We start from the raw sequence: 24,492 nt of genomic DNA, 5'->3' as shown, positions 1-24,492 counted from the left end.
CATGTCCATCTCGGTGATCGGAGCGAACAAGCGCTACGGCGACTTCGCGGCTCTCGACGATGTCTCGATCGACATCCCCGACGGCCAATTGACCTCGCTGCTCGGTCCGTCGGGGTCGGGCAAATCGACACTGTTGCGGGCGATCGCGGGCCTGGACACCCTCGACTCGGGCACCGTGATCATCAACGGCAACGACGTGTCCAAGAAGTCACCGCAGAAGCGTGACATCGGATTCGTGTTCCAGCACTACGCGGCCTTCAAACACCTCACCGTGCGCGACAACATCGCCTTCGGGTTGAAGATCCGCAAGAAGCCCAAGGCCGAGGTGGACGCCAAGGTCGACGAGTTGCTCGAGGTCGTCGGGCTCACCGTGTTCCAGCGGCGGTTTCCCGCGCAGTTGTCCGGCGGCCAACGCCAGCGCATGGCCCTGGCCCGCGCCCTGGCCGTCGATCCCAAGGTGCTGCTCCTCGACGAGCCCTTCGGCGCACTCGACGCCAAGGTGCGCGAGGACCTGCGAAAGTGGTTGCGCCGCCTGCACGAAGAGGTTCACGTGACCACGGTGCTGGTGACCCACGACCAGCAGGAGGCCCTCGACGTCTCCGACCGGATCGCCGTGCTCAACAAGGGCCGCATCGAACAGGTCGGTGCGCCCGACGATCTCTACGACCGACCGATCAACCCGTTCGTCGCATCGTTCCTCGGTTCCACGGTGCGACTCAACGGCGAACTGGTACGCCCGCACGACATCCGGATCGGGCGCACCCCGGAGATGGCGTGGCCGTCTGCGGACCCGACCCTGGACACCGGGGTCCTCAAGGCCACGGTGCAACGAGTGGTGAATCTGGGATTCGAAACCCGGGTGGAACTCGTGGCGGTGGCCTCGGGTGAGGAGTTCGCCGCGCAGATCACCCGCGGCGATCAGAACGCGCTGAATCTGGAGGCCGGCGAGACCGTCTACGCGCGGGCCACCAAGGTCGCGGCGCTCTCGGAGAGCTGAGCGGTCCCGGGGCCGAGCGGTTTCCGGGGCAGGGCCGTCATCGCGAGTGATCGGCGGTCAGACCGCCGAGAGGAGAGCCGGCCACCGCCGTCGTGTAGCGGTCGGCGATCGCCTCGATCACATCCGGATGGGCGCCGAGCGGACCGGCGACCAGGGCGCCCGGGGCGAGCCGGTCCAGTGCGGTTTCGACGCGCTCGGTCAACAGGCCTGCGGACAAGAAGTAGGGGCTGAGAGCGATGCGCCCGGCCCCGGCACCACGCAGGCGTCGGATCGCGGTGCGCAGGGCGGTCTCACCGGTACCGAGCCGGGTCGCGAAGACCACATCGACCGGGCGGTGCAGCCGGGTCGACAGCTCGACGGCGCGTCGCCGGACGACCAGCGCGGCAGCGGGATTCGTCGAACCGACGGCCGTGACGAGGAGGCCGTCGGAGTCGGCGAGCCCGGCCTGTTCGAGACGATCGGCCAACGCCGCCGACAACGAGGTCGTGCCGATCACACTGGTGATCACCACATCACCGGGCGCCCGTGTCGAGGCGACGATCTCGGGCAGATCGATGTCGCTGTGATAGCCGGGTGCCAGCAACAGCGGCACCACGACGACCCGCCCACGCATCTCCGCCAGCTCGTCGGCCACCAGCGGCTCATCGAGATCGAGGAACGACAGGCGCACATCGGTACCCGGGAGACGACGGGCGACGGCGTGCCGCACACGGCGAGCCGTGTCGGCGAACCGGGGGTCCCGGCTGCCGTGCGCGACGAGCAGGAGACTCGCGCTCACACCAACTCTTGGAGGTGCAGGGACGCCAGGGCGTCACCTACCAGCCCGGCAGCCAGCGTGTTGCCACCCTGCGGGTCGATCAGCAAGAAGCTGCCCGACTCCCGGTTCACCTGGTAGTCGTCGGCCGGAATCGGCTCGGCGGTCTGCACGGTGATACGGCCGATGTGGTTGAGCTCCAACGAGTCCGGTGCATCGGTCAACGCCAGGTTCTGCTCGTCGAACAACACGTCGAGGGTGCCGACGATGGCCTGGGTGGTCTTGGTGCCGTGCTTGAGCAACAGGCGGGCACCCGGGCGCAGAGGTTTGTCGGCCAGCCAGCACACCGTCGCGGAGAACTGCTGGATCGGCTCGGGGGCATCGACGGCCGAGGCGATGAGGTCACCACGGGAGATGTCGACGTCGTCGGCGAGCAGCAGGGTGACACTGCGACCGGTGTGCGCGGTCGCCAATTGACCGTCCGCGGTGTCGATCTGGGTGACGGTCGTGCGGACCCCGGACGGTGACACGACGACCTCGTCACCGACGGAGACCCGGCCCGCGGCGATCTGCCCGGCATACCCGCGATAATCCGGGTATTCCGGTGTGCGCGGCCGGATCACGTACTGCACCGGGAACCGCAGACCCACCTCCGACCGATCCGACCCGCTCGCTGCGCTCCCGGCGTCGGTGCCATTCGACCCGCTCGCTGCGCTCCCGGCGTCGGTGCCATTCGACCCGCTCGCTGCGCTCCCGGCGTCGGTGCCATTCGGGACCGTCTCGAGATGCTCGATGAGCGTCGGGCCGTCGTAGAACGGCGTGTTCTGCGACCGGGTGGCGATGTTGTCGCCGTGCAGCGCCGACACCGGGATCGCGGTGACCTGCTCGTCGGACCAGCCCAGGGTGCGCGTCAGGGAGCGGAATTCGTCGGAGATCTCGGCGAACACGGTGGCCGCATCCTCGACGAGGTCGATCTTGTTGACCGCGAGCACCAGCTGCGGAACACCGAGCAAGGCCATCACCGCCGCGTGCCGGCGCGTCTGGGCGACCACGCCGTTGCGGGCGTCGACGAGCAGCATCACCAGCTGCGCGGTGGAGGCACCCGACACGGTGTTGCGCGTGTACTGTACGTGGCCGGGGGTGTCGGCGAGCACGAACGAGCGTGCGGGCGTGGCGAAGTAGCGGTAGGCGACGTCGATGGTGATGCCCTGCTCGCGCTCGGCGCGCAGGCCGTCGACGAGCAGCGACAGGTCCGGCCCGGCCAGTCCGCGATCGACCGAGGCGCGGGTGACCGCGTCGATCTGGTCGGCGAGCACCGATTTGGTGTCGTAGAGCAACCGGCCGACCAGGGTCGACTTGCCGTCGTCGACGCTGCCGGCGGTCGCGATGCGCAGCAGGTCGGGGACGTGTCCGAGAGTGTTGTTGGCCATCAGAAGTATCCTTCGCGTTTACGGTCTTCCATGGCCGCCTCCGACACCCGGTCGTCACCGCGGGTCGCACCACGCTCGGTGAGTCGCGATGCGGCGACCTCGGCGAGGACGGCCTCATTGTCGGCGGCCTCGGACAGCACCGCACCGGTCGACGAACCGTCGCCGACGGTGCGGTAACGGACCGAAAGACGTTGGAGCTCTTCGCCATCGCGCGGACCGCCCCAGACACCGGGGGTCATCCACATGCCGTCGCGCTCGAACACATCGCGCTCGTGGGCGTAGTAGATCGACGGCAACAGCACCTGCTCGCGGGCGATGTAGCGCCACACGTCGAGCTCGGTCCAGTTCGACAGGGGGAACACCCGGACGTGCTCGCCAGGGGCGTGGCGTCCGTTGTACAGGTTCCACAGCTCCGGGCGCTGACGCTTGGGATCCCACTGGCCGAAGGCGTTGCGCAGCGAGAAGATCCGCTCCTTGGCGCGTGAGCGTTCCTCGTCGCGGCGCCCGCCGCCGAACACCGCGTCGAAGCGGTTCTCGGTGATCGCGTCGAGCAGCGGGATCGTCTGCAGCGGGTTGCGCACCCCGTCGGGACGTTCGGTGAGCCGACCGTCGGCGAGGTAGTCCTCCACCTTGGCCACATGCAGTCGCAGGTCGTGGCGGGCCACCACCTGGTCGCGGAACTCGAGGACCTCGGGCAGGTTGTGCCCGGTGTCGACGTGCAGCAGCGAGAACGGAAGCGGCGCAGGCCAGAACGCCTTGAGGGCCACATGCAGCAGAACGGTGGAGTCCTTGCCGCCGGAGAACAGGATCACCGGACGCTCGAATTCGCCTGCGACCTCACGGAAGATGTGGATCGCCTCGGACTCGAGGGCGTCGAGGGTGGTGAAGTCGTCGCTGCTGTCCACCTCGCGGTCGGCGCTGGTGACGGGATCGGTGATGGTCATGCGTGCAGCCCACATTCTGTCTTGGCGCGGCCGGCCCAACGGCCGCTGCGCGGATCGGATCCGGGTTCGGGTTTGGCCGTGCACGGAGCGCAGCCGATCGACGGATAGCCTTCGTCGACAAGAGGATTCACGAGTACACCGTGGGCGTCGATGTAGGACTGCATCTGCTCGTCGGACCATGCGGCGATCGGATTGATCTTCACCAGCCCGAAGCCCTCGTCGAACGAGATCAGCGGCGCATTGGCCCGGGTGGGGGCCTCCACCCGGCGGATGCCGGTCACCCAGGCGTCATAGGACTGCAGACCCGACTTGAGCGGCACCACCTTGCGCAGGCGGCAGCATTCGCCGGGATCGCGGGCGAACAGGTTGCGCCCCAACAGTTCGTCCTGCTCGGCGACGGTGTGTTCGGGGGTCAGGTTGATCATGTCGACGCCGTACACCTGCTCCACGGCGTCGCGGGTGCCGATCGTCTCGGCGAAGTGATAGCCGGTGTCGAGGAACAGGACCTTGACCGGATCCCCGCCGAGGAGGTCGCGATCGATGTGTGTGACGGCGAGATCGACCAGCGCCGCATCCTGCATGTTGGAGGCGACGACGAAGTTGTCGCCGAACGTCCGGGCGGTCCAGGCGAACAGCTCCTCGGGGGTGGCGTCGGGACCCAGGTCGGCGGCACCCTGCTCGGCGATCGCGCGCAGCTCGTCCTCGCTGAAGCGCCGCCCGGTGGTCGTTGCGGTGGAGATGGTCATCGGAGTGCCTCCTCGTCGGCACGAACGGCCCACTGCGCGAACCGTTCTCCGTCCTCGCGCTGATCGATGAAGTTGCGGACGACGCGGTCGATGTAGTCGCCGAGCTCGGTGGAGGTCACCTTGTGCTGGCGCAGTTTACGGCCGAATGCTGCGTCCTGGCCGAGGCTGCCACCGAGGTGGGCCTGGAATCCCTCGGTCTGTCCGCCCTGGCCGTCCTCGACGAGCTGTCCCTTGAAACCGATGTCGGCGATCTGCGATCGGGCGCAGGAGTTGGGGCAGCCGTTGATGTTCACGGTGATCGGGACGTCGAGCCGGGAATTGATGTCGGCCAGACGCTCCTCGAGTTCGGGTACGAGCACCTGCGAGCGCTTGCGGGTTTCGACGAACGACAGCTTGCAGAACTCGATCCCGCTGCACGCCATCAGGTTCCGGCGCCAGTTCGACGCCCGGGCGATGAGACCTTGCTTGGCGAGGTCGGCGATGAGCACCTCGACCTTGTCGTCGGGGACGTCGAGCACGACCAGCTTCTGGTACGGGGTGAACCGGATGCGGTCGGAGCCGACGCGCTCGGCGGCCTCGGCGACGGCGGTGAGCTTGGTGCCCGACACCCGGCCCGCGATGGCGGCGAAGCCCACCGAGTTCAGACCGTTCTTGAGCTTCTGGACACCCACGTGATCGCGCGGCTGGGTCAGCGGGGTGGGCGCCGGGCCGTCGATCAGCTTACGGTGCAGGTATTCGTCCTCGAGGACCTGACGGAACTTCTCGATGCCCCAGTCCTTGATGAGGTACTTCAGGCGTGCCTTGGTGCGCAGGCGGCGGTAACCGTAATCGCGGAAGATCGACACGACGCCCTCCCAGACGTCGGGGACCTCGTCGAGCGGGATCCATGCACCCACCCGCTGGGCGAGCATCGGGTTCGTCGACAGACCGCCGCCGACCCAGAGATCAAGCCCCGGACCGTGTTCGGGATGTTCGACGCCGATGAAGGCGATGTCGTTGGTCTCGTGCGAGACATCCTGCAAACCGGAGATCGCGGTCTTGAACTTACGCGGCAGGTTCGAGTACTGCGGGTCGCCGATGTAGCGGCGCACGATCTCATCGATCGCCGGCGTCGGATCGAGTACCTCGTCGACGGCCTCTCCGGCCAACGGCGATCCAAGGATGATGCGCGGGCAGTCGCCACAGGCCTCGGTGGTCTTGAGCCCGACGCCCTCGATGCGCTCCCAGATGGTGGGGACGTCCTCGATGCGAATCCAGTGATACTGCACGTTCTCCCGGTCGGAGAGATCGGCGGTGTCGCGGGCGAATTCGGTCGAGATCTGACCGAGGGTGCGCAGTTGTTCGACGTTGAGGGCGCCGGCATCGCAACGGATGCGCATCATGAAGTGGCTGTCCTCGAGGATGTCGATGTTCTCGTCACCGGTCCAGGTGCCGTCGTAGCCCTCGGCGCGCTGGGTGTAGAGACCCCACCAGCGCATGCGGCCACGGAGATCCTGTTTGTCGATCGACTCGAAACCCTGCTTGGAGTAGATGTTCTCGATCCGCGCCCGCACATTGAGCGGGTTGTCGTCCTTCTTGACCTGCTCGTTGGGGTTCAGGGGCTCGCGGTAACCGAGCTTCCACTGTCCCTCGGCGCGCCGCTTGGTCGGGCGGGCCTTCTTACGGGCCGGACGCTCGGTGGCACCGGTCTTTGCGGCACCGGTCTTTGCGGCGCCGGATGTCGCGGCGCCGGATGTCGCGGTGTCGGCGCGTGCCGAACGGGCGCGGGGGGCTGGGGAGGACTCCTCGGGGACGGGGGAGTTGCCCGCCTCGGTGAGGTCCGTCGTTGACGTCATGAACTCTCCTGTACCGGCGCACAGAGCACCGGCGATCGCACGGTCTGGGCTGTGACGTGGCGGCATACCCGCGTCAGATGCGGGGACTCTCCGGGGCCGGAACGTCGTCTAGAGACGACAGGTAGCGCTGCAGACGCGCTTGAGATCGACGTGGCGTCGCGCGGCGAGCCACACCCCGGGGAAATTCACGGGCTCCATAGTGCCACGACCATCCGTCTCGCGTCTACTTGGGAATACTTTGCACCACGGTGAGGCAAAGTGGCCTGCGGCGATGTCGGCGTCGCTGCGAGACCGACGTCGCGAATGTGGTTGCGTACCGAGAGCAAGGCCGACGCGTTGGTGGGTATTCCCCGATTCGGGGCTGGGCGATTCGGGGCTGGGCGGGGTGGGCGCGCATCATGGGGTGGTGACGTCCGTTTCCACCGCCGCCGTGCCGGCCGAGGTCGGCGACGCCTGCGGGGCCGTCGATCCCGGTGTCGGCCTGGGGCTCTACCTGCACGTCCCGTTCTGCGCGTCGAGGTGCGGATACTGCGACTTCAACACCTACACCGCGGGCGAACTCGGGTCGTCGGCGTCCCCGGATTCGTGGTTCGAGGCGGTGGGCCGCGAACTCGACCATGCCGCGGCACTGATGACCCCTGCGCGCCCGGTGTCGACGATCTTCGTCGGCGGCGGCACGCCGTCGTTGCTCGGTGGTGACGGCCTCGCCGGTCTGCTCGACGCCGTGCGCAGCCGATTCGATCTCGCCGACGACGCCGAGATCACCACCGAATCCAATCCGGAGTCGACCTCACCGGAGTTCTTCGCGCGGCTGCTCGAGGCGGGCTTCACACGGATCTCGCTCGGGATGCAGTCCGCGGCCCCCCACGTGCTGACCACCCTCGACCGCACGCATACCCCCGGCCGCGCCGTCGCCGCGGCCCGCGAGGCGGCCGCCGTCGGTTTCGCCCACATCAATCTCGACCTCATCTACGGAACACCCGGCGAGACCGACGCCGACCTCGACGCGAGCCTCGATGCGGTACTGGCCACCCCCGTCGATCACGTGTCGGCGTACGCGCTGATCGTCGAGGACGGCACCGCGCTGGCACGGCGGATCCGCCGCGGTGAACTGCCCGCCCCCGACGACGACGTGCTCGCCTCTCGCTATCAGCGAATCGATGAACGCCTGGGCGACAACGGTTTCGAGTGGTACGAGGTGTCCAACTGGGCGCGCTCGGCTGCCGCGGAATGTCGTCACAATCTGTCCTACTGGTACAGCCACGACTGGTGGGGAATCGGGCCCGGTGCACACTCGCACGTGCACGGGGTGCGGTGGTCCAACGTCAAACATCCGGCGCGTTATGCGAGCACCCTGGCCGACGGCACGCTGCCGGTGGCCACCCATGAGGTGCTCACCACCGCGGACCGCCACGTCGAATCGGTGATGCTGACCGCGCGGTGCCGCAGCGGGTTACGCCGTGAGCTCCTCTCCGGGGTGGAGGTGTCGTGCGCCGAGGAACTCGTCGCGCGAGAACTGCTTCGTCCGACCGGCGATGCGTGGGTCCTCACCGACCGCGGTCGCCTGCTCGCCGACGCCGTGGTGCGCGACATCCTCATCGCGGGCGAGGACGGCTGAAGGCGCCGGGCGATCAGGTGCCGATCCGGCCGAGCGCCTCGATCAGACCGACGTAGCCGCGTGCGCCGAGTGCGTCGGCGACGTCGCTCTCGACGGCTGCCTCGGCTTGTCGTACGGCAGCGATGCGACGCCGGCCACGGGCGCTCAGGTGGACGACGACCCGCCGCCGATCGACCGGATCGGCGCGCCGATAGGCCAGGCCCAGGGTCACGAGACGGTCGACCCCACGTGTGGTGCTCGCCGGCGGCAGGACGGCCAGCCGCGACAGCTCCGACATGGTCCGGCCGTCCTCGACGGCGAGCACCGAGAGCAGACGCCACTGCTCGGGTGACACCCCGAGTTCGGCGAGGTCGGCCGACATCTGTGACTCGACCCGGTGTGCGGCGCGCAGCAGCTGCAGCAGCAGTGGGTCGGTGGCGGCGCCGTGGTCGTCGCGCCGGGATCGGGTGTCGGGAGTAGCCTGGCGACTCACCGGACAACCCATCGCACGAGGTACCCATGACAGTCCGCCCCATTGCCGTTGGCACCGACTCCGCACGGCGCACCGTGCGGATTGCCTACGTGGTTCCGGTCCAAGGCATCGCAGGCATCTTCGGTCCGTCGTGTGAGGCCTGCGGAGAACTCGCCCTCGCCGAATTGCACTCCGCCGACGGGATTCTCGGCCGACCGGTGGAGTTGGTCGTCGTCGACGGCGGCCGCGCACCCACGCAGGTCGCCCAGGAGGTGGCGCAGCTCTGGCGGGCGGGGCGAATCGACGCGATCGCCGGCTGGCACATCTCGGCGGTGCGCAAGGAGATCCTGCGGCTCGTCGGTGGTCAGTTGCCCTACGTGTATGCGGCTCTGCACGAAGGCGAGTTTCGCACACCGGGCCTGTTCATGATCGGGGAGTCGCCGTCGTCGCAGGTGCTTCCCGCATTGGACTGGTTGCGGCGCAACCGCGGTGCCGAACGCTGGTGTGTGGTCGGCAATGACTACATCTGGCCGCGTCAGCTCGCGAGCCACGCCGTCGCGCATCTGGCCGGGACCCGGATGACCCACTGCGGTTCGACTTTCCTCCCGCTGGGAACGCGGGACTTCGAGCCGACCCTGCGATGGCTCGAGACGACCGCGTGTGACGCCGTGCTGGTTCTGTTGATCGGCGACGACGCGGTGCGGTTCGGTCGCGTGTTCGCTCGACGTGGACTCGACACCACGATGGTGCGCTTCAGCCCGATCCTCGAAGAGAACCAGGTGCTGGGCATGGGTGCGGCGGCCACGGCGAACATGTATGCAGCCGCAGGCTATTTCGACTCGCTGGTCACCGCGGCGACCGCCGATTTCGCCGGCCGGTACCACCGTGTACTCGGGGACACCGCACCGGTACTCAACAGCATCGGCCAGTCCTGTTACGAGGCGATCACGCTTCTCGCGGCCCTTGCCGACCGGGCGGGTTCGCTGGCGGTGTCCCCGATACAGGCCGCCGCCGATGGGCTCGTCATGGATGCCACCCGCGGAACCCTGCGCCTGACCGACAACCGCGTCGACCAGGACATCTACCTGGCCAGCGCCGGTGCTCTCGATCTCGACGTCGTCGACCGGATTCATCGCGCCTGACCGTTCACCGGGGTCGAATTGGTCGGTCCGCTGAGGGGTTCGGTGCTGACGGGTTCGATTGCGACGCTGATCTTTCCGGAGTCCACCGACGTGCGCATGCGGAGTGCGGTTCCGGGCTCGCGGTCCCAGCTGACGATTGCCTCGGCGAGTGGTGCATGCAGGTGCATCCGGAGAGTGCGCGACAGATCGCGCGCCCCGTAGACCGGGTCGAAGCCGATCCGGGCGAGGTGGCTGCGCAGCGGGTCGTCGGGTTCCCACCGAATCTGCCGGGCGGCCAATTGTGCTGTCAGTCTGCGCAACTCGACGTCGACGATCGCCGCGGCGACCTGCGGGCCGATTGGATCGAACCGCACGATCTCGTCGAAGCGGTTGTACAGCTCGGGATCGAAGAACTCCTCGACGGCTCGGTCCACGGCGTCGGAGCCTGCGTCGCGCCGTCGGGAGCCCGGCATCGGCAGCAACGTGCGCCATCCGCGTGACCGGGCCCGGTGATGGGCGGCGATCTCGGCCGAGCCGAGGTTGGAGGTGAGCAGGACGATGGCGTTGCGGAAGTCGATCGTCGAGTTGCCTGCCGCCAGGCGCAGGGTTCCCGAATCGAGGATCTGCAGCAACGAGCGCAGCACCGTCGTGTGCGCCTTCTCCACCTCGTCGAACAGGACGATGCCCGGTCGAGAGGCGTTGCCCTCCACCAGTTCCCGGTCGAAGAGGGTGAACTGTTCCTTCGCGCCCGAATAGCCCGGGGGTGCCCCGGACAGGGATGCGGCATAGTGCTCCTGGGCCAGGGTGTTCATGTCGATCCGGCACAGTTTGTCGGCGTCGCCGGTGATCTCCGCGGCGAGCCGGCGGGCCAGCTCGGTCTTGCCGACACCGGTCGGACCGACGAACAACAACGACGCGATCGGCCGGCGCGGGTCACCGATGCCGGCGGCCGCGATGGTCAGGGCGCGGACCACCGAATCGATGGCCTCGTCCTGCCCGATGATCGCGGATCTCAGCGCCGATGAAAGCTGTGCGGGCGAGGACGCTCTGCCCATCCGGAAGGCCTGGTTCCGCCCGGGGGACAGTTGTTGACCCGAGTTGATGTCATCGACCTTGCGTGCCAGGTAACCCGACATCGGTCCTCCTCGTGTGAACGTCGCGTAATGCTTCCGAATGAAACCATAAATATCGGGAGTTCGCGGAGCGCGCGGATGGAAAACCGTGGTATCACTTCCATACGGAAGCAATAATCGGGTCGGGCAACGTGGGTGCGCGGCCACTCTCAGGAGGCGTTTCATGCGACACGGCGACATCTCATCGAGCCCCGACACCGTCGGGGTGGCAGTGGTCAACTACAAGATGCCCAGGCTGCACACCAAGGCCGAGGTCCTCGACAACGCCCGCCGGATCGCCGAGATGGTGGTGGGGATGAAGGCGGGTCTCCCGGGTATGGATCTGGTTGTGTTCCCGGAGTATTCGACGATGGGCATCATGTACGACAACGCCGAGATGTTTGACACGGCGGCGGTGATCCCCGGGGAGGAAACCGACATCTTCGCCGCCGCGTGCCGACAGGCCCGGACCTGGGGCGTGTTCTCGCTGACCGGGGAGCGGCACGAGGATCACCCGAACAAGCCGCCCTACAACACGCTCGTGCTGATCAACGACGCGGGGGAGATCGTGCAGAAGTACCGCAAGATCCTGCCCTGGACTCCGATCGAGGGCTGGTATCCGGGGGAGCAGACGTATGTGACCGACGGGCCGAAAGGCCTCAAGATCTCGCTGATCATCTGCGACGACGGCAACTATCCGGAGATCTGGCGTGATTGCGCGATGAAGGGGGCCGAACTGATCGTGCGGCCGCAGGGCTACATGTATCCGGCCAAGGATCAGCAAGTGCTGATGGCCAAGGCGATGGCCTGGGCCAACAACTGTTATGTGGCGGTGGCGAATGCGACCGGATTCGACGGTGTGTACTCGTATTTCGGGCACAGCGCGATCATCGGCTTCGACGGACGCACCCTCGGCGAGTGCGGTGAGGAGGATTACGGGGTGCAGTACGCGCAATTGTCGTTGTCGACGATCCGGGATGCGCGCGCGAATGATCAGTCGCAGAATCACCTGTTCAAACTGCTGCACCGGGGTTATACCGGGGTGTATGCCGGCGGGGACGGTGACAAGGGAATCGCGGAGTGCCCGTTCGATTTCTATCGCAACTGGGTGACCGATGCCGAGGCCACCCAGAACGCGGTCGAGGCGATCACCCGCGAGACGATCGGTGTGGCCGACTGTCCGGTCTATGACCTGCCGACCGAGAAGACCATGGACGCCTGAGGTCCGACTCGGCCGGCGTCGGGTTCACCAGCGCTGCGGTGGCGGGGTCCAGCCGGTACTGCGGGCCGCGCGTCGGTGCACCCCGCCGGCCGGGGACTCCACGGGCGGCGGCGCGGCCCCGACGGCGGGCAGCTCGTCGGTCTCGGTGCCGAGTTGCTCGTCGAGCGGTGGCGCCCCCTGCCGCAGATCGAGCGCGTCGAGATCGAGCATCCGTGCGTGGATGACCGTGCGGTTACGCAGCGCCGATCGGACGGCCCGGTGCAGACCGTCCTCGAGATACAGGTTTCCGTCGTAGCGCACCACGTGGGAGAACAGATCCCCATAGAACGTGGAATCCTCGCTGAGCAGCTTGTCCAGGGCGAGCACCGTCGTCACCGTGATCAGCTCGTCGAGGCGGAACTGTCGAGGCGGGATCTTGGCCCATCCGCGATGGGTCAACGCGTGGTCGGGATACGGTTTGCCCTCCCGGACGCCTTTGAAGATCATCGCGACCTTCCTGTCGTGGGCGGCGTTCGCCGGGGCGGCGGAGATCGTCGGCGCCTCGCCGGTCGAACACGTGCACCCGTACTTCGTGGCGGTGTTTCGTAGAATGAACCCACCCACTGTAGGGCAGAGGGCGGGTTCGAGAGGAGGTCTGGCCTGTGTCGACCACCGATGATCGGCGGTTCGAGATTCTTCGTGCCATCGTCACCGACTTCGTTGCCACACAGGAACCGATCGGTTCCAAGGCACTCGTCGAACGGCATCAGCTCGGCGTGTCCAGTGCCACGGTCCGCAACGACATGGCGGTACTCGAGGCCGAGGGTTACATCGCGCAACCACACACGAGTTCGGGACGGATACCCACCGACAAGGGGTACCGGATGTTCGTCGACCGCATCAGCGAGGTCAAACCGCTGTCGGCGGCCGAGCGTCGCGCGATCCTGTCGGTACTTGATTCGGGGGTCGATCTCGACGACGTGCTGCGCCGGTCGGTGCGACTGCTGGCCCAGCTCACCCGCCAGGTCGCGGTCATCCAGTATCCGGTGCTCTCCACGGCGACGGTGCGTCACCTCGAGGTGATCACCGTGTCACCGTCGCGGCTGTTGCTGATCGTGATCACCGACACCGGCCGTGTCGAGCAACGCATGGTCGCCCTCTCACAAGACCTCGACGAGGACGAGATCGTCCGTCTGCGGGACATGTTCTCCGCGGCGCTGCACGGCAAGCGGCTCGAGGAGGCCTCGGCGTCGGTGGCCGAGTTGGCCAACAACGCACCGGCCGATCTGCGGGACGCGACGGTGAACGTCGCGACCGTGTTGGTCGAGACCCTCGTCGAACGGGGCGAGGACCGCGTGGTGGTGACCGGCACGTCGAATCTCGCGCGGGCCGCCGCCGATTTCGCCCCGGTCAACGGCGGGATGGATTCGGTCCTCGAGGCTCTCGAGGAGCAGGTCGTCGTTCTCAAGTTGCTGGCGACGAGTCAGCGGATGGGCCGGGTGACGGTGCAGATCGGGGAGGAAACACAGACCGAGAACCTGCGTGGCACCTCCGTGGTGTCGACGGGGTACGGTGCTTCGGGCACCGTGTTCGGCGGGGTCGGGGTCGTCGGGCCCACCCGCATGGACTACCCGGGAACCATCGCGTCGGTGGCGGCCGTTGCCAAGTATGTGGGCGAGGTGCTCGCCGAGCGCTGAACCGGAGGCGGCGGAGATCCGCCTCGAAGAGGAAATGCGCGCGGCCGGCGTCGCGTTCGGTGAGGTATCCGATGCACCGGCTCCGTGAGGGTATCCCCGGAGCCATACGTGAGCTGTGAGAACGAAGGACCGAGACAACCGTGGCAACTGACTACTACGGAATCCTGGGCGTCGCCAAGGGCGCGACCGACCAGGAGATCAAGCGGGCCTACCGCCAGATGGCCCGCAAACTGCATCCCGACGTCAACCCGGGAGAAGAGGAACGCTTCAAGGAGGTCACGACCGCCTACGAGGTGCTCAGCGACCCGGAGAAGCGACGCATCGTCGACGCCGGCGGCGATCCGCTGGCCGGTCCGGGAGCAGGTGGATTCGGCGCAAATTTCGGCGGCGGCGGCCTCGGCGACGTGTTCGAGGCGTTCTTCGGCTCCGGCGGTGGGTTCGGCAGTACTTTCGGTGGTAGCCGCGGGCCGCGCTCGCGTGTGCAGCCCGGTGAGCCCGCGCTTGTCGCCGTCGAGCTCGATCTGGAGGAGTGCGCCTCCGGGGTGAACAAGGAGATCACCGTCGACACCGCGATCCTGTGCGATGTGTGTCACGGGTCGGGTACCAACGGCGATTCGAAGCCGATCAGCTGCGACACCTGCAAGGGTGCCGGCGAGATCCAGGCAGTGCAGCGTTCGCTGCTCGGCCAGGTCATGACGGTGCGCGAGTGCCCGACCTGTCACGGCACCGGCGAGATCATCCCCGATCCGTGCCACAAGTGCGGCGGCCAGGGGCGGGTGCGTTCGCGCCGCACCATGACCGTGCGCATCCCGGCAGGGATCGAGAGCGGCATGCGGGTCCGGTTGGCCGGCCAAGGTGAGGTCGGGCCGGGTGGCGGACCGGCCGGAGATCTCTACGTCGAGGTCAGCGAGCGCCCGCACGAGGTGTTCATCCGCGACAAGGACGACCTGCATTGCACGTTGCGGGTACCGATCGCCGACGCCGCGCTCGGCGGCAGCTTCGAGGTCCCGACGATCCTCGGCGATCTCGCGACCGTCACCATCGAGCCGGGGACCCAGCCCGGGCAGGTCGTCAAACTGCGGGGCCAGGGCATGCCGCACGTGAACACCGGTGCCCGCGGCACCCTCCACGTCCATCTCGACGTCGCGGTACCGGCCAAGCTGACCGCCGCGCAGACCGAGGCACTGAAAGCCTTCCGCGAGGCCTCCGACGATTCCATCGACCTGGTCACGACCTCGGCGGCAGCAGCGCCGGGCGGTTTGTTCTCCCGGCTGCGCAACGCCTTCGCGGGACGCTGATCGGCCGGACGTGAGCCCGCCCCTGTTCTGGGTCGACGAGGTCCCGCCGGCCGGCACCACCACCCTGCTGTCCGGGCCGGAAGGCCGCCACGCGGTGACCGTGGCGCGGCTGCGGCCGGGGGAGCCCCTGCTGCTCGGTGACGGCGCCGGGTCGGTCGCCACCTGCGAGGTGACCGCGGTCGAAGGCAAGGATGCGCTGTCGGCGCTTGCCCACCGGTTCGTGTTCACCGACCGTCCGCGGCCGTCGGTGACCCTGGTGCAGGCGTTGCCGAAATCCGAACGCTCGGAGCTGGCCGTCGACCTCGCCACCGAGGCCGGTGTCGACCGGATCGTGCCGTGGCAGTCGGCACGGTGCGTCGCCCGCTGGGCGGGCAAGGCCGACAAGGGTGTCGCCAAATGGCGGGCCGCGGCCTCCGCGGCCGCCAAACAGAGTCGGCGCCCGTGGATTCCGGAGGTCACCGACCTCGCCTCCACGATCGACGTGCGCGCCCACGCCGCCGAGGTGATCGCCGCCGGTGGTGTGGTCGCGGTACTGCACGAGGCCGCTGCGGTGTCGCTGCGGACCCTACCGTTGGCGCAGGCACGCGCGATCATGCTGGTGGTCGGGCCCGAGGGTGGTCTCGACGACAGCGAGATCGCCGACCTCACCGCGCTCGGCGCGCAGTCGGTGATCCTGGGGCCGGAGGTGTTGCGCACCTCGACGGCCGCGTCGGTCGCCCTCGGCGCGCTCGGCGTCCTCACCGATCGGTGGGCCCGATGAGACCCGATCGGCGGGACCGATGAGACGCTGCGCGGTGCACCGGACGGCGATCGCCTACGGCGAGGCGAACTCGCAGTTCGGGCACATCTATCACGCTGCCGAGGAGGCCGATCTCCCCGCCACGATGCGGCCGATCGTGCTGATCCACGGCGGCTACTGGACCACCGAGTTCTCGCTGACCATCGAGTCGGCGATCGCCCGGCAGTACGGCGAACGTGGCGCGTTGGTCTGGAACATCGAGTATCGGCGCGTGGGGGAGGACGGCGGCGGATGGCCGCACACCGGCCGTGACGTCGTCGCTGCGATCAACGCGCTCGACGGGCCGGTCCGGGAGGCTCTGCCCGCACCCGTCGCCGACCGCGTCGACTGGAATTCGGTTGCGGTCGTGGGACATTCGGCCGGTGGTCAGCTTGCGGTGTGGGCCACCGCGCAGCTGCGGGCACAGACCGCGAACACCCGCATCACCACCGTTGTCGCCCAGTCGGCGGCCCTGGATCTCGTGGCCGCGGGACAGGCCGGCCGGGAGTCGGTGCAGGCGTTGATCGGCCGTCCCTACGCACAGGCGGCCCAGCGCTATCGGGCCGCCTCTCCCATGGAGCAGGATCCATTCGACGCACATGTCGTGGTCATCCACGGCGACCGCGACACCGCCATTCCGGTGGAGCTCAGCCGCCGCTACGTCAGCACGGTATGCGCGCGCGGTCAGTCCGCCGAACTGATCGTCGTGCCCGAGGAGGGGCACGACGCGTTCGTCGATCCGCGCAGCGTGTGCAATCGGCAGACGATTCGGGCGCTGGGATTGTAGGTGGTAGCGGGCTGTGATCGGTGGTGATCAGGGCCGGGCAACCAGGACCCGGGCGCTCAGGGCCGGAACGGCCGGCCGGGTGAGGACACCGACCACACCTCGACGATCCGCCCATTCTCGGCGCGCAGGATGTCGGTGCCATTGATCCGGCGTTCGGGTTCGGCGTCGGTCGCCGGGATCACGGCGAGGTAGGGCCGGCACACGTGTCCCGTCCCGTCCGCGCCCATATCGGTGAGCACCGGGTCATCCGGTGTGTAGTGGATACCCGCCCGCTGCGCGCGGAACTCACCGATGAAGTCGGTGAACGTGGCCGGATCGTCGATCTCGTTGATCGGTTCGGCACCGGCCTGCGCGTAGCGCAGACGGAATCGAGGCGCCATCAGTGCATCGGCGGTGATCAGTCCGTTCCACAGATCCGCCCATCGCGCGTAGAGGTCGATTCCCGGGTCGGTGGTGGGTGCGGCAGCGGGGCCGAGGGTGTGGGTGGTGTCCGGATGCGTGCTCATCTGCGTTCTCCGATGTGTGTGAGGGGAGGTGTGGACCGATGCGGCACTGCATCGAGGTGAGGATAGGCGGAGGGTCCGACAACTTCGGCGAACGGAATATTCGATCGCGGATCGCCCGTTGGGCAGGGATAGACTTGACCTCACATCGCCGCACGGCGCCCCCCGAACTCCAGGAGTGATCTGATACGTGAGTGACGACAACCCCGACGGCCGCGTGCCGGCGCGCGGCGCCGCAGGGGCCGGACCTGTGGTCACCTCCACCATCGATGTCCCTCCCGAGGTGGTGTTCGGGCTGCTCGGCACCAGCGATGTCAATCTGCGCACGCTCGAGCAACTCCTCCCGGCCGACATCCACGTCCGCGGCAACCAGATCACGCTGCGTGGCCGTGGCGCCGACGTCGCCGCCGCCGAGCGCGTCATGGGTGAGCTCGTGGACCTCGTCGGTCGCGGCACCCCGCTGACCCCGGACCTCGTCCGCCACAGCGTGTCGATGCTGTCCGAGGGCGCCACCGAATCACCCGCCGACGTCCTGTCCCTCGACATCCTCTCGCGGCGCGGAAAGACCATCCGGCCCAAGACGCTCAACCAGAAGCGCTACGTCGACGCCATCGACGCCAACACCATCGTGTTCGGTCTGGGCCCGGCCGGTACCGGCAAGACCTATCTGGCGATGGCCAAGGCGGTGCAGGCACTGCAATCCAAGAGCGTGAACCGCATCATTCTCACCAGGCCCGCGGTGGAAGCCGGTGAGCGACTGGGCTTTCTGCCCGGCACACTCAGCGAGAAAATCGACCCGTATCTGCGTCCGCTCTACGACGCACTGCACGACATGATGGACCCCGAGTCGATCCCCAAGCTCATGGCCGCCGGGGTGATCGAGGTGGCGCCACTGGCATATATGCGTGGCCGGGCGCAGCCGGTGTCGACCAGGGTCCTCACGCCACAGGGCTTTCGTCCGGTCGGTGACATCGAGGTCGGCGACCATGTCATCGGCTCGAACGGCTCGCCGACCGAGGTCCTCGGCGTCTACCCGCAGGGGTTCAAGGACATCGTGCGGGTCACCACTCAGGACGGTGCGTCCACCCTCTGCTCCACCGATCACCTGTGGTCGGTGTACACGCGAGACGACCGTCGTCGCGGCACCGGCCCGCGGGTACTCGAGACGAAGGAGATGATCGGAAATCTCCGGGCGGCGCACTATCACCGGTTCGAGTTGCCGCTCTTGAGTGGCGCTGCCGAGTTTCCTCGCCAACCGGTGCCGCTCGACCCCTATGCGCTCGGTCTGATGCTGGGTGACGGCTGCATGGCGGGGATGGCCACGCCATCGTTCACGACAGCCGACCGAGAGCTGGTCGATGCGTTGGTCATGGCCGTGCCGGGTATTCGCGCACGGCAGCGATCCGACGTCGACTACGTCCTCAACCGGATCACTACTCCCGGTGAGCCGATCACGATCGAGAACCCGGTCACCCACGCCATGCGCGAACTCGGATTGTGGGGCACCAAGTCCCCTACGAAGTTCGTACCGAAGCAGTACCTTCTCAACTCGTCCGACGTCCGATTGGCAGTGCTGCAGGGGCTTCTGGACACCGATGGCGGCCCGGTCACCCAGACCGGCCGGTCCTGCCGTGTGCAGTACGTGACAGTCTCGGACCAGCTGCGCGATGACGTGATGTTCCTGGTGCGATCGCTGGGCGGTGTCGTCTACGGACGAACCCGCGTCGCGCAGGGACGGCCCCCTGGTAAAGCACGGGGTCGAGAGGTGTTGTACCGACACGACGCCCACGTCCTCGACATTCGTCTCCCGGATGGGCTCGCTCCGTTCCGGATGACACGCAAGGCGCAGAAATACGGTGCGACCACGGCCAAGCCGCCCAAGCGCTACATCGAGAGCATCGAATCGGTGGGTACCGATGAAGCCGTCTGCATCCGGGTGGCGGCGGAGGATTCGCTTTATGTCACCGAGGACTTCCTGCTGACCCACAACACGCTCAATGACGCCTTCATCATCCTCGACGAGGCGCAGAACACCACCGGCGAGCAGATGAAGATGTTCCTGACCCGGCTGGGTTTCGGGTCGAAGGTGGTGGTCACCGGCGACACCACGCAGGTCGACCTGCCCGGCGGTGCGCAGAGCGGACTGATGGCCGCCACCCGCATCCTCGACGGCATCGACGACATCCACTTCGCCACCCTGACCAGTCAGGACGTGGTCCGGCACCGGCTCGTCGCCGACATCGTCGACGCCTACGGGCGGGCCGAGGAGGCGGCGCGGGACAACCCGCGACTGCGTGACTCGGATCGCATCGGTGGCCCCAATCGCGCCGCGCGGCGCTCGGCAAGTCAGGGACGACGCTCATGAGCATCGAATTCGCCAACGAGTCCGGCGTCGACGTCCCCGCCGAATTGGTGCTCGCCGCAGCACGATTCGCGACCGAGGCGATGGACGTCCATCCCGGGGCCGAACTCTCGGTGCTCTGTGTCGACGAGCCGACGATGGCCGACATGCACGTGCAATGGATGGATCTGCCCGGTCCCACCGACGTGATGAGCTTCCCGATGGACGAGTTGGTGCCCGGCGGGCGGCCCGACGCCGCCGAGCCGGGCCCCGCCATCCTCGGCGACATCGTGCTCTGCCCCGAATTCGCCGCCAAACAGGCCCGCGAGGCCCGGCGCTCACTCGAACACGAACTGGCGATGCTCACCATCCACGGCGTCCTGCATCTGCTCGGCTACGACCACGCCGAACCCGACGAGGAGAAGGAGATGTTCGGCCTGCAGAACCGTCTGCTCGAAGAGTTCTACGCACAGCGGCACCGCGAGGCCCAGCAGCAACGCCAGACCGATCGGGACACCCGTCTGCTGACCAACATCGGGTTCACCGACTCCCCGTTCCCCGAATTCCCGGGAGGTGACGAGGGCTCCGCGCAGCAGCGGCCCGCGGGCTCGACGGAGCAGTGACCGGGGCCGCCTATCTGTGGTTCGCGCTGTCCGCCGTCGTCCTCGTCGTCCTCAGCGGAGTGTTCGCCGCGGTGGACACCGCGGTGTCGACCGTGTCGATCGCCCGTGTCGAGGACATGGTCAAGGAACGGCGCGCGGGTGCGGTGCGGCTCATGCGGGTGCTCGCCGCCCGCGCGACCTATGTCGGTCTCGCGGTGTTGCTGCGGGTGGTGTGTGAAACCGCTGCCGTCGCGTTGGTCGCGGTGATCGCCGTGTCCGAACTGGGCATCGGGTGGGGACTGACCGTCGCCATCGCCGGGATGGCGATGGTGTCATATGTGGCGGCCGGGGTCGGCCCGCGCACGCTCGGTCGTCAACACGCCTACACCATCGCGCTGGCCTCGGCCGCGGCGCTGCAGATCCTGGGCGTGATCCTCACCCCGCTGACCCGGTTGCTCATCCTCATCGGAAACGCGGTGACGCCGGGTAAGGGATACCGCAACGGGCCGTTCGCCACCGAGGTCGAGTTGCGTGAGGTCGTCGACCTCGCCGAGGCGAGCGGGGTGGTGGCCGCCGACGAACGCCGCATGATCCAGTCGGTCTTCGAACTCGGCGACACCAACGCCCGCGAGGTGATGGTGCCGCGACCGGAGATGATCTGGATCGAGAGTGACAAGAGCGCCGCGCAGGCAACGAGTCTGGCTGTGCGCAGCGGGCATTCGCGTATCCCGGTGATCGGGGAGAACCCCGACGACATCCTCGGGGTGGTGTATCTGAAGGATCTCGTGGAGCGCTCGATGCGCGGCGAGGACGCCCGCTCGGTGAGCGTTTCGGCGGTGATGCGCCCGGCGGAGTTCATCCCCGACTCCAAACCGCTGGACCGGGTTCTGGAGGACATGCGGCGCACCCACAACCACATGGCGTTGCTCGTCGACGAATACGGCGGCATCGCCGGGCTGGTCACCATCGAGGACGTCCTCGAGGAGATCGTCGGGGAGATCACCGACGAGTACGACATCGGTGAGGTCGCCCCCGTGGAAGACCTCGGCGACGGTCGGTACCGGGTCTCGGCGCGACTGCCGGTGGAGGATCTCGGCGAACTGTTCGACATCGACATCGACGACGACGAGGTCGAAACCGTCGGCGGGCTCGTCGGCCTCGAACTCGGCCGGGTGCCGCTGCCGGGGGCTCGTGTCGCCAGCCACGGCCTGCAACTGGTGGCCGAGGGCGGACCGAATCGGCAAGGCCGCCAGCGCATCACGACCGTGCTCGTCGAGCAGATCGAGGAGCCCGAGACCGAGCGGGATCCGCTCGATGCCCGAGAGGACGAGCGCAACGACACGCCGGGCAGGCGTGGCGGCTCGCGGGGCGGCGAACGCTCCCGACGCAACGGCGAATACGCTGAGCGCCGGGACGCCCAGCAGAAGGAGGCCATGTGAGCGAGCCATTGGGTGACGAAGACGCCAAGTTGGTGACTCTCGCCCGCGGCGCGCGTGGCCGGGCGCAGTCGCCGTCGGGCGCGGCGGTCCGCGAGGGAGACGGCCGAACCTATGCCGGTGCCGACGTGCGTACCGCCTCGTTGGAACTGTCGGCACTACAGGTCGCGGTGGTCACCGCACTGTCGAGTGGCGCCGAGTCCTTCGAGGCAGCGGTGATCGTCGGTGGTGGCGCCGACGACCCGGGCCGCGCGACGCTCGCCGAGATCAGCCCGGACGCACTGCTGGTGGTCACCGACGCCGCGGGCACCGTGCTCGACCGGGTCCGCGCCGGTGCCGGGGCGGACACGGCTTCATGACCGAATTCCGTTCGGGTTTCGTGTGTTTCGTCGGCCGGCCGAACACCGGCAAGTCGACTTTGACCAATGCGCTGGTGGGCGAGAAGATCGCGATCACCTCGAATCGGCCGCAGACCACCCGCCACACCATCCGCGGAATCGTGAATCGGCCCGACGCGCAGCTGATCCTCGTCGACACCCCGGGGCTGCACCGGCCGCGCACGCTGCTCGGTCAGCGGCTCAACGATCTGGTCCGCGACACCTACTCCGAGGTCGACGTGATCGGTGTCTGCATCCCGGCCGACGAGCGGATCGGTCCGGGGGACCGGTGGATCGTCTCGCAGGTCCGGCAGATGGCGCCGGGGACCACGGTGCTCGGCATCGTGACCAAGATCGATCGCGTCGAGCCCGAGCAGGTCGCCGCCCAGCTGCTCGCCCTCTCCGAATTGCTCGGACCCACATCGGAAGTGGTACCCGTCTCGGCGACCTCGGGTGAGCAGATCGACGTGTTGACCGACGTGCTGGTGTCGCTGATGGAGCCCGGCCCGGCGTTCTATCCCGACGGAGAACTCACCGACGAGCCCGAACAGGTCCTGATGGCCGAGTTCATCCGCGAGGCCGCACTCGAGGGAGTTCACGACGAGTTGCCGCACTCGCTGGCGGTGGTCATCGAGGAGATCATCCCGCGCGAGGATCGGGCACCGGAGCAGGCGCCGATGGTCGATGTCCACGCAATCCTCTACGTCGAGCGTGACAGCCAGAAGGGCATCATCATCGGCCACAAGGGTGCCCGTCTGAAGGCAGTGGGCACCACGGCGCGCCGTCAGATCGAGGCGCTGCTGGGTGTGAAGGTGTACCTTGACCTGCACGTGAAGGTGGCCAAGGACTGGCAGCGCGACCCAAAGCAGTTGCGCCGCATGGGCTTCTAGGACACCGCAGGCTGGTGCGGGCGAGGTGGGCCCGCACCGCGGACCGGAGGGGTAGCGATGGGCAGGCACGAGGAGACCGGGCACGTCCCCGAGGGTGAGGAACTGGCTCGGCCGGGCGAACACGAACGTCCACAGCGGGACGTCCGGGTCACCACCACGATCTCCGGGGTCCTGGCCTCGCCCCGGTTCTGGCTGCTCCCGCTGCTGTTGGTGGTGGTCGTGATGTCGTTCATGGCCGCCCTCTACATGGGCGCCATCGCCGATCCGGAGAAGAACCTGCACAACTTCCCGGTCGCGATCGTCAACGAGGACAGCGGCGGCAGTCTCGACAACGGCAATGGCACCTCCACGCAGGTCGATTACGGCAAGCAGGTCGCCGACGGCATCATCACCAACGCCGCCAAGAGCGGCATCGCCGTGCACCGCACCGACCGGGTCACCGCACTCAACGAGCTCAACGGCGGCAAGGTCTACGGCGTGGTGGCACTCGGCGCCAACTTCTCCGATTCCGTTCTCGCACTGGGCAAGGCCACCGTGCTGCAGGCCCGGCCGGAGCCGGTCACCATCGACGTCTACATCAACCGCGGGTCGGGGACCTTCGCCTCGGCGGTCACCACGACCTTCGCCGATCGGATCTCCGAGCAGGTCAACGCGCAGATGGGTCAACAACTCACCGACACCGTGCGCGCCCAGCTGGCCAAGGCGGACGTCGCGTTCTCCGGGGCGGCGCAATTGGCCCTGTGGCAGCCGGTCAAGGTCGACGTCATCGAGGCGACACCGCTGCCCGACGGCTCCGGAAATGGTTTGTCCGCCTTCTATTTCACGCTGTTGCTGATCCTGGCCGGGTTCACCGGTGCGATGATGGTGAGCATCGTGGTCGACGGCATGCTCGGCCAGACCCCGATCGAGTACGGCCCGTTCTACCAATTGCGGGTCCGGCTGGCGATCTCGCGGTGGGGCACCCTGGCCGCCAAATGGACGATCATGGCGCTGGTGGCCGTGATCCAGTCGGCCATGTACATCGGCGTGTGCACCGCGGTCGGGACCTCCCTGCCCAACGCGTTCACCCTGTGGATGGTCTCGGTGCTCGCGATCTTCGCGGTCGGGGTGTCGGCGAGTTCGATGATGGCGGTCTTCGGCAACGCCGGGCTCATCCTCAATCTGGTCTTCTTCGTCATCCTGGGACTGCCGTCCTCCGGTGGGACGGTGCCGCTGGAGGCGAGTCCGCGGCTGTTCTCCTGGATCGCCGCGGTGGAACCGATGCACCTGGTGTACCTGGGCGTGCGGGCGGTCCTGTACTTCGACGCCGACTGGGACGCCGGGCTGGGACGGTCGGTGATCCAGATGGTGATCGGGCTCGTCGTCGGTGTGCTGCTCGGCTGGCTGGGCACCACCTTCTACGACCGCAAGGGCTGGCATCGCTATCCCGGTGGGATGCGTCTGCCCGAGCGGCTGGCGAAGGCCATGGACAAGACCGGCACGCCCACCATCACCACACCGTCGCCGCACCACTCGCCGGTGGGAGTTGCCGATGACGGGGTGTCACCGCCGGGCTCTGTCGTTGATCGGTGACA

Annotated in this window: 23 protein-coding genes; 14 read left to right on the top strand and 9 right to left on the bottom strand. The window is 67.8% G+C overall.

Features of this window, described 5'->3' with window-relative positions:
• The first annotated feature begins 1 nt into the window (after nucleotide 1).
• Nucleotides 2–997 carry a sulfate/molybdate ABC transporter ATP-binding protein gene (locus tag AC5ZH6_RS16220; RefSeq protein ID WP_006370629.1) on the top strand — a complete coding sequence of 332 codons (996 nt, stop codon included), beginning with the start codon at nucleotides 2–4 and terminating at the stop codon, nucleotides 995–997.
• A 37-nt stretch (nucleotides 998–1,034) separates the two neighbouring features.
• Here the strand turns inward: AC5ZH6_RS16220 and AC5ZH6_RS16215 are convergent, their stop codons facing one another.
• The 5 genes from AC5ZH6_RS16215 to AC5ZH6_RS16195 are packed head-to-tail and all read right to left on the bottom strand — an operon-like array spanning nucleotide 1,035 to nucleotide 6,706.
• Entirely contained in the window at nucleotides 1,035–1,775 is a 741-nt protein-coding gene (locus AC5ZH6_RS16215) for a sirohydrochlorin chelatase (RefSeq protein ID WP_006370630.1), read from the bottom strand.
• On the bottom strand, nucleotides 1,772–3,181 hold the full coding sequence (locus AC5ZH6_RS16210) for a sulfate adenylyltransferase subunit 1 (RefSeq protein WP_288335863.1): 1,410 nt from the start codon (nucleotides 3,179–3,181) through the stop codon (nucleotides 1,772–1,774). The genes AC5ZH6_RS16215 and AC5ZH6_RS16210 overlap by 4 nt, the downstream gene beginning before the upstream one ends.
• A complete protein-coding gene (cysD, locus tag AC5ZH6_RS16205; RefSeq protein WP_020170806.1) occupies nucleotides 3,181–4,140 on the bottom strand; it encodes a sulfate adenylyltransferase subunit CysD in 960 nt (319 codons plus the stop codon). The genes AC5ZH6_RS16210 and cysD overlap by 1 nt, the downstream gene beginning before the upstream one ends.
• Nucleotides 4,122–4,871, bottom strand: a complete 750-nt coding sequence (locus AC5ZH6_RS16200) for a phosphoadenylyl-sulfate reductase (RefSeq protein ID WP_006370633.1) — start codon at nucleotides 4,869–4,871, stop codon at nucleotides 4,122–4,124. Before AC5ZH6_RS16200 ends, cysD begins: the two co-directional genes overlap by 19 nt.
• Nucleotides 4,868–6,706 (bottom strand): nitrite/sulfite reductase, encoded by a 1,839-nt coding sequence (locus AC5ZH6_RS16195; RefSeq protein WP_288335864.1) that lies wholly within the window; start codon nucleotides 6,704–6,706, stop codon nucleotides 4,868–4,870. Before AC5ZH6_RS16195 ends, AC5ZH6_RS16200 begins: the two co-directional genes overlap by 4 nt.
• Nucleotides 6,707–7,112: 406 nt before the next feature.
• Between AC5ZH6_RS16195 and hemW the strand changes: the two genes are divergently transcribed.
• Nucleotides 7,113–8,324, top strand: a complete 1,212-nt coding sequence (gene hemW, locus AC5ZH6_RS16190; protein WP_035734780.1) for a radical SAM family heme chaperone HemW — start codon at nucleotides 7,113–7,115, stop codon at nucleotides 8,322–8,324.
• A 13-nt stretch (nucleotides 8,325–8,337) separates the two neighbouring features.
• On the opposite strand, the gene AC5ZH6_RS16185 is transcribed toward hemW, so the two are convergent.
• A complete protein-coding gene (locus AC5ZH6_RS16185; RefSeq protein ID WP_231386646.1) occupies nucleotides 8,338–8,796 on the bottom strand; it encodes a MarR family winged helix-turn-helix transcriptional regulator in 459 nt (152 codons plus the stop codon).
• A gap of 26 nt (nucleotides 8,797–8,822) precedes the next feature.
• Between AC5ZH6_RS16185 and AC5ZH6_RS16180 the strand changes: the two genes are divergently transcribed.
• On the top strand, nucleotides 8,823–9,917 hold the full coding sequence (locus AC5ZH6_RS16180) for a substrate-binding domain-containing protein (RefSeq protein ID WP_020170808.1): 1,095 nt from the start codon (nucleotides 8,823–8,825) through the stop codon (nucleotides 9,915–9,917).
• Here AC5ZH6_RS16180 and AC5ZH6_RS16175 read toward each other — a convergent pair.
• A complete protein-coding gene (locus tag AC5ZH6_RS16175; protein WP_020170809.1) occupies nucleotides 9,905–11,032 on the bottom strand; it encodes an AAA family ATPase in 1,128 nt (375 codons plus the stop codon). The genes AC5ZH6_RS16180 and AC5ZH6_RS16175 overlap by 13 nt on opposite strands.
• Before the next feature lie 160 nt (nucleotides 11,033–11,192).
• Between AC5ZH6_RS16175 and AC5ZH6_RS16170 the strand changes: the two genes are divergently transcribed.
• A complete protein-coding gene (locus tag AC5ZH6_RS16170; RefSeq protein WP_020170810.1) occupies nucleotides 11,193–12,230 on the top strand; it encodes an aliphatic amidase in 1,038 nt (345 codons plus the stop codon).
• 24 nt (nucleotides 12,231–12,254) lie between these two features.
• Here AC5ZH6_RS16170 and AC5ZH6_RS16165 read toward each other — a convergent pair whose 3' ends face one another.
• A complete protein-coding gene (locus tag AC5ZH6_RS16165; RefSeq protein ID WP_020170811.1) occupies nucleotides 12,255–12,716 on the bottom strand; it encodes a type II toxin-antitoxin system VapB family antitoxin in 462 nt (153 codons plus the stop codon).
• 155 nt (nucleotides 12,717–12,871) lie between these two features.
• Between AC5ZH6_RS16165 and hrcA the strand changes: the two genes are divergently transcribed.
• The 4 genes from hrcA (at nucleotide 12,872) to AC5ZH6_RS16145 (ending at nucleotide 16,769) form a co-directional block, all read left to right on the top strand.
• A complete protein-coding gene (gene hrcA / locus AC5ZH6_RS16160) occupies nucleotides 12,872–13,906 on the top strand; it encodes a heat-inducible transcriptional repressor HrcA (RefSeq protein ID WP_006370641.1) in 1,035 nt (344 codons plus the stop codon).
• 140 nt (nucleotides 13,907–14,046) lie between these two features.
• A complete protein-coding gene (gene dnaJ, locus AC5ZH6_RS16155) occupies nucleotides 14,047–15,204 on the top strand; it encodes a molecular chaperone DnaJ (RefSeq protein ID WP_006370642.1) in 1,158 nt (385 codons plus the stop codon).
• A gap of 10 nt (nucleotides 15,205–15,214) precedes the next feature.
• Nucleotides 15,215–15,964 carry a 16S rRNA (uracil(1498)-N(3))-methyltransferase gene (locus tag AC5ZH6_RS16150; RefSeq protein WP_496167507.1) on the top strand — a complete coding sequence of 250 codons (750 nt, stop codon included), beginning with the start codon at nucleotides 15,215–15,217 and terminating at the stop codon, nucleotides 15,962–15,964.
• A 34-nt stretch (nucleotides 15,965–15,998) separates the two neighbouring features.
• Nucleotides 15,999–16,769, top strand: coding sequence for an alpha/beta hydrolase family protein (locus tag AC5ZH6_RS16145; RefSeq protein ID WP_020170813.1), 771 nt, complete (start codon nucleotides 15,999–16,001; stop codon nucleotides 16,767–16,769).
• A gap of 56 nt (nucleotides 16,770–16,825) precedes the next feature.
• On the opposite strand, the gene AC5ZH6_RS16140 is transcribed toward AC5ZH6_RS16145, so the two are convergent.
• Nucleotides 16,826–17,275 (bottom strand): hypothetical protein, encoded by a 450-nt coding sequence (locus tag AC5ZH6_RS16140; RefSeq protein WP_496167505.1) that lies wholly within the window; start codon nucleotides 17,273–17,275, stop codon nucleotides 16,826–16,828.
• A gap of 187 nt (nucleotides 17,276–17,462) precedes the next feature.
• Between AC5ZH6_RS16140 and AC5ZH6_RS16135 the strand changes: the two genes are divergently transcribed.
• From AC5ZH6_RS16135 to AC5ZH6_RS16110, 6 genes are read left to right on the top strand one after another with little or no spacing between them, the layout of a single operon-like run.
• The gene (locus AC5ZH6_RS16135) at nucleotides 17,463–19,637 is read left to right on the top strand and encodes a PhoH family protein (protein WP_496167504.1); all 2,175 of its coding nucleotides are present in this window, start codon (nucleotides 17,463–17,465) and stop codon (nucleotides 19,635–19,637) included.
• Complete coding sequence (gene ybeY, locus AC5ZH6_RS16130) at nucleotides 19,634–20,236, top strand: rRNA maturation RNase YbeY (RefSeq protein ID WP_014360468.1); 603 nt, start codon at nucleotides 19,634–19,636, stop codon at nucleotides 20,234–20,236. Before AC5ZH6_RS16135 ends, ybeY begins: the two co-directional genes overlap by 4 nt.
• Nucleotides 20,233–21,654 (top strand): hemolysin family protein, encoded by a 1,422-nt coding sequence (locus tag AC5ZH6_RS16125; RefSeq protein WP_496167503.1) that lies wholly within the window; start codon nucleotides 20,233–20,235, stop codon nucleotides 21,652–21,654. The genes ybeY and AC5ZH6_RS16125 overlap by 4 nt, the downstream gene beginning before the upstream one ends.
• Nucleotides 21,651–22,010 (top strand): cytidine deaminase, encoded by a 360-nt coding sequence (locus AC5ZH6_RS16120; RefSeq protein ID WP_006371464.1) that lies wholly within the window; start codon nucleotides 21,651–21,653, stop codon nucleotides 22,008–22,010. The genes AC5ZH6_RS16125 and AC5ZH6_RS16120 overlap by 4 nt, the downstream gene beginning before the upstream one ends.
• On the top strand, nucleotides 22,007–22,918 hold the full coding sequence (gene era / locus AC5ZH6_RS16115; protein ID WP_020170816.1) for a GTPase Era: 912 nt from the start codon (nucleotides 22,007–22,009) through the stop codon (nucleotides 22,916–22,918). Before AC5ZH6_RS16120 ends, era begins: the two co-directional genes overlap by 4 nt.
• A gap of 57 nt (nucleotides 22,919–22,975) precedes the next feature.
• Entirely contained in the window at nucleotides 22,976–24,490 is a 1,515-nt protein-coding gene (locus AC5ZH6_RS16110; protein WP_020170817.1) for a YhgE/Pip domain-containing protein, read from the top strand.
• Nucleotides 24,491–24,492: the final 2 nt, after the last annotated feature.

It is taken from the genome of Gordonia sp. YC-XJ4 (assembly GCF_059511865.1).
This window is presented reverse-complemented; position numbering and strand designations above follow the sequence as displayed.